Below are 4,571 nucleotides of genomic sequence, written 5' to 3' on the forward strand. Positions count from 1 at the left end.
CAGATGGTCGTTCGTCTTGCTGTCATCGTGCAGATCCTCTGCTGTGTTTGTGCGGGTGTCCGCTTTAACACAGCCTGCGAGTATTAGAGAATCGTTACCGACTTGCGCATAGGGCCTGGCTGTCGCTGCACGAATCCACCGCGACGCAACGGGCCTACCGGAAGGAAGCTGAACGTCTGATCCTGTGGGCGATCGTGGAGCGTGACCGCGCCCTGTCGTCGCTGACGACGGAGGATGCGATCGCATACCGGAGTTTCATGCGCCGGCCGACGCCGCGCGAGCGCTGGGTGGGACCCATGCGCCCGCGCACCTCGCCGGAGTGGCGACCCTTCTCCGGTGGGCTGTCGGCCCGCTCGACCGCCTACGCGCTGTCGGTGCTCGGGGCGATGTTCCGCTGGCTGATCGAGCAGCGCTATCTGCTGGCCAATCCGTTTGCCAGCGTCAAGGTGCGCGGCACCAGCCGCTCAACGGTGCTCGACACGTCCCACGCCTTTACCGAGGGCGAGTGGATACTCGTGCGTGCCATCGCTGACGGACTTGAATGGTCGTATGGGTGGGAATCGCCGGCGGCGCAACGCCTGCGATTCATTCTGGACTTCGCGTATGCGACCGGCCTGCGCGTCAGCGAACTGGTCGGCGCCTGTCTCGGCAACGTTGAAACCGACGCCCGGGGCGATCATTGGCTGAGCCTTATCGGGAAAGGCCGCAAGGCGGGCAAGGTCGCGCTGCCGCCACTGGCCCGCACTGCGCTGGACCGCTATCTGGTGGAGCGAAGGTTGCCGGTCACGCCGACCCGCTGGCGTCCCGATACGCCACTCATCGGCAGCCTCGAGCAGGACAGTGCGGCAGGCATCACCGGTGTAAGGCTATGGGAGATCACGCGAAGATTCTTTACACGGGCAGCCAACGTCGTCGAGGCGGACAACCCGGTGCTCGCGGAAAAGTTGCGTCGCGCGAGCCCACACTGGACGCGGCATACGCACGCGACCCATGCGCTGGCACGCGGTGCCGAGCTGACCACGGTACGGGATAACCTGCGCCATGCCTCAATCGCGACCACGTCGATTTATCTGCATAGCGACGAACTCAAGCGCGCCCAGCAGATCCGGAACGCCTTCGCGGACAGATAGGGTTCCAACTGCCCTGAAACGGCATGATCTTTCCGGTTTATATAACCAGACGGCTTATGATAGGAATTCGCGCTTATCTTGGCTCAACCCGACCTGGTATCGCATCTGCCGCTCAAGAGGTTTTCCCGTCAGGCGTTCCAGCCATGTCGAGGGGCGCGAGATCTGTTCCGGATCCGCGTCCTGAAGTTTCCCGACAATTTGGGCGATCCGCTCAGCGAGCTTCCCAACCGAGCCGCTTTCCATCAGGTCGGATATCTCGTTGATCGCCGCGGCGCCACCGCCGGTATTGCCGTATTCCGCGATTGCGGCCGAATTGGCGAAGAGCTGCGGAAGCATCTCAGCCTTGATGTGTTCAACGCTCAGCGTCATCTACGAACTCAGTAATTGTTGGGCCACCCAGCAAGGGGCGGGGGGCAAACTCGGGGACCGGAAGACTTCCTGCCACGAATTTCAACTCAGTCTGCCATCCTCCGCGCCCGTTTCAAGCCCCCTTGTGAGGCCTTGTCGGGGCTGGTGGTATGAAAAACGCCCCAGTCTATTAACGTCAATGTCGAACACGTTCTGAAGGGGAAGTAGTTGATTCCTACGCTCTGCGCTGCGCCAACGCTCTATTTCTGTTCGGAATGGGCCCGATTTCCCAAAATCCGGCGCAACGCATCGGTCTGCGTCCGTTCGGCCGCCAGAGCCTTTTCTGCAGCTTCTGCCCGAACCTTGTATAGATCGCGCTGCTGGCCAAGCTCCTGGCGTAGAGCATCAGTCTGGAGGTGAAGATGCCGCTCAAGCCCCGAAAGGCGGGTTACGGTGTCGCTCAACTCGCCAAGCCGATCGGTCAACGCCTTCACCTGCGCGGCGTGCTCGGCGCGTTCGTTCTCGACCTGCTCGCCAGAGACCCTTGCTGCAGCTTCAGCAATTGTGGCTCGGTCGAGCAATGAGGCCCGTTGCGCTTCCAGAGCGGAGATCCTCGCGTAAGCGTCGCGAAGCGCCGATTCAGCAACCTGCGCTCGCGTTTTCAGCTCGAGGAGTTCGTCGTCGGGGATTTGCTGGCCCAGGGCGAGCGGCGCCGGCGACGTCGCGACAGTCGGCACTGAAGTCTGCTTGTCGGTGGGGCGCGTAAGCGCGGGCGTCAACTCCGGGGCTGACGCGATCAGGGAGACGCCCGAAGCGTTCGCTCGCTGAATGGCTTTACTCCAGGTCTGTGCCGACGGGCGCCGGCGAATCTGGAAAGCGTCGAGTAGTCGTTCGTACGTCGATTGTCCATAGACTCGGCCGGTACAGCGCGCGACGCCGAGAATCAGTTCGTCGAGAAAACGGCTGTTTTCGCCGGCTGCTGCATTCCGATCCGCCGACTCGGCCGCCGGAATCATCCTGCGCATCTGGGCGTCGGTGAAAGTGATTCGAGGGCGAGCCACGGGATACTCGGGAGTTTGCACGCCGCCCAGTATAGGCGCGCCCCCAAAGAGAGTAAATAAAATCGTAGTTTTAACTACTCTATTTCTCTACTTTGCATCATTATTTGTATAATGGTGCGTTCTGTACCGAAACCCGTTAGATCGAGAACTCCGCTCACTAGCTGCTGGCCAAAGTAAAGGAACCATGCCCAACGAACTTGCGATCGAAGCCTACGTGGTCGAGCACCTGCCGAGCTCCGCACCACCTAACCGGGCGACCAGTCCGATCCTGCCGACGGGACTCAGTGAGCAGGAAGTCGTGATCCAGTGGCTAAAGACAAAAGAAGCTGGCGACGGCCGGCTGGCCGAGACAACGCTCGCCCAATATGTGGTCGAGGCCCGACGGCTCTTCTGGTACGCGCGATGGATCGACAAGCCGATCTCAGAGTGGACGCTCGAAGAAGCCGGCGACTATCTCGCGTTTCTGAAAGCTCCAGACGAAACGGCGATCTGCGCCGAGCGCGTGCCACGCGGCGATCCACGCTGGACGCCCTTTCGCAAGGCGCTGAGCACGGCATCGGCGCGGCAGAGCCAGGTCATCGCCGGCAGCCTGTTCAAGTGGCTGGTCGCCGTGCAATACCTCCGAGCGGATCCCTTTGCTGGTTATGGACTTGCAGGAAAGAAGCGACAGCGAGGCAAAAAGCAGAAGCGGTTCGTCGGGCAGGACGGTATTGAACTTGCCCGCGACGCGATCGCGGGCCGGGAATGCCGGACCGACCGGGAACGGGCGAAGCGAGCTCGCGATCTTTTCGTCGTCGACCTGTTCGCCAAAACCGGCTTGCGGACTTCCGAGGCAATCACCGCGACGATGGGGTCGATCCAGTACGCGCGCTTTACCGCGGCGCAGCGGGCGAAGAACCCTGACTATCCAGAGGGTGTCTGGGTCATCGAAGTCGAATCGGGAAAAGGCGGCCAGCCGCGGACGGTGTCGTGCGCGGCTGTCATAGGTAGCCTCCAGGAATACCGGATCGCCTACGGCCTCTCCCCTTTGCCCGTGCCGGGAGAAACGACCCCGCTCGTTCTTGGTGCCCGGCGGCGCACGCCCGATCTCAACAGGAAGGTCAGCGAGCGGGGTCTGCGTGCCCTGCGCCGGGATCTGGGAGCCGTCGACGGCATCACGGACCGGTCCGCGTTGTACCGACTGGTCAAGGCGATTTTCAAGGAGGCGCTGGCGTGGTGGGACGCTCGCGACCCGGTTGAAGCGGACAAGCTCGAACGGGCCTCCACTCACTGGTTGCGTCACAGTTTCGCCAAAAGTCTGGTCGCGTCCGGTGCCGACCTGATCACCATCGCCAGAAACTTGGGCCATGCCGACGTGAACACTAGCCTCGTTTACATCGACGACGAGGAAACGTCTCGAGCGCTCGATACCGAGAAGTTGCTTTCGAACCGATAAGCTCCGGTCGTCCGGTGGGAAATTACTTCCCGCCGCAAACTTCAGAACCCCTCGCCTTCCGCTTCTCCCTCTCGTGTTAGGGGAATCCGACACCTCTCGTTTTTGTATCTGCCTCATTTATACTTCTTGATAGGAAGTTGCGGCATTGAGGTCCGTGACCCTTGGTTGTTTCCATAAACGAGTCGGAGTGTCTGACGATGAAAAAGAGTTTGCTGGCGCTGGCGGCAACGACATGTTGCGCGATCAGTACGCTTGCCTATGCATCACTCGGGGGTAGTGTTTCCACCGTATCCGCTGATCAGCTCAGGCTGGTCGCTAACCATCAAGCCGTGAATCAGCAGGCGACGGCGGGCGCGGCCTACACGGTCAGCGAAATGGTTTTGCCTAGCACGACGGTCGTGCGCGAATACGTTGCTGCCGGAAAGGTTTTCGCGGTGACCTGGAGCGGCCCGTCTGCGCCGAATGGAGCGCGACAATTACAGTGTCCGGCGTGTTGCCTCACGAAGGAATGTTACCCGACGGATTGTTGTCGTTTCGCTTTCTTCCTTCTTTTCTTTCGGGGTTTGCCGGGCGCGGAGCGCCCGGCCCCCGCCGGCT

General features: G+C 61.3%; 4 protein-coding genes and 1 pseudogene. 3 read left to right on the forward strand and 2 right to left on the reverse strand.

The window, feature by feature from the left end; translation table 11 throughout:
• Window positions 1-104: 104 nt before the first annotated feature.
• Window positions 105-1,130, forward strand: a pseudogene (locus HV711_RS32815) (tyrosine-type recombinase/integrase); the annotation flags it as partial.
• 54 nt (window positions 1,131-1,184) lie between these two features.
• Here HV711_RS32815 and HV711_RS32820 read toward each other — a convergent pair.
• Together HV711_RS32820 and HV711_RS32825 are read right to left on the reverse strand one after the other, a co-directional pair.
• The gene (locus HV711_RS32820) at window positions 1,185-1,499 is read right to left on the reverse strand and encodes a hypothetical protein (RefSeq protein ID WP_051224869.1); all 315 of its coding nucleotides are present in this window, start codon (window positions 1,497-1,499) and stop codon (window positions 1,185-1,187) included.
• Window positions 1,500-1,738: 239 nt separating this feature from the next.
• Window positions 1,739-2,503: a hypothetical protein gene (locus HV711_RS32825; RefSeq protein ID WP_175145654.1), complete on the reverse strand. Its 765-nt coding sequence runs from the start codon at window positions 2,501-2,503 to the stop codon at window positions 1,739-1,741.
• 220 nt (window positions 2,504-2,723) lie between these two features.
• Here HV711_RS32825 and HV711_RS32830 point away from each other — a divergent pair, with 220 nt between their 5' ends.
• Together HV711_RS32830 and HV711_RS32835 are read left to right on the forward strand one after the other, a co-directional pair.
• Window positions 2,724-3,974 carry a tyrosine-type recombinase/integrase gene (locus HV711_RS32830; protein ID WP_035486362.1) on the forward strand — a complete coding sequence of 417 codons (1,251 nt, stop codon included), beginning with the start codon at window positions 2,724-2,726 and terminating at the stop codon, window positions 3,972-3,974.
• A gap of 197 nt (window positions 3,975-4,171) precedes the next feature.
• A partial coding sequence (locus HV711_RS32835; protein WP_175145656.1) for a DUF2844 domain-containing protein occupies window positions 4,172-4,571 on the forward strand: 400 nt, incomplete at its 3' end.

This window comes from Paraburkholderia phenoliruptrix (assembly GCF_902859825.1).
In the GTDB taxonomy this organism is placed as follows: Bacteria; Pseudomonadota; Gammaproteobacteria; order Burkholderiales; family Burkholderiaceae; genus Paraburkholderia; species Paraburkholderia phenoliruptrix.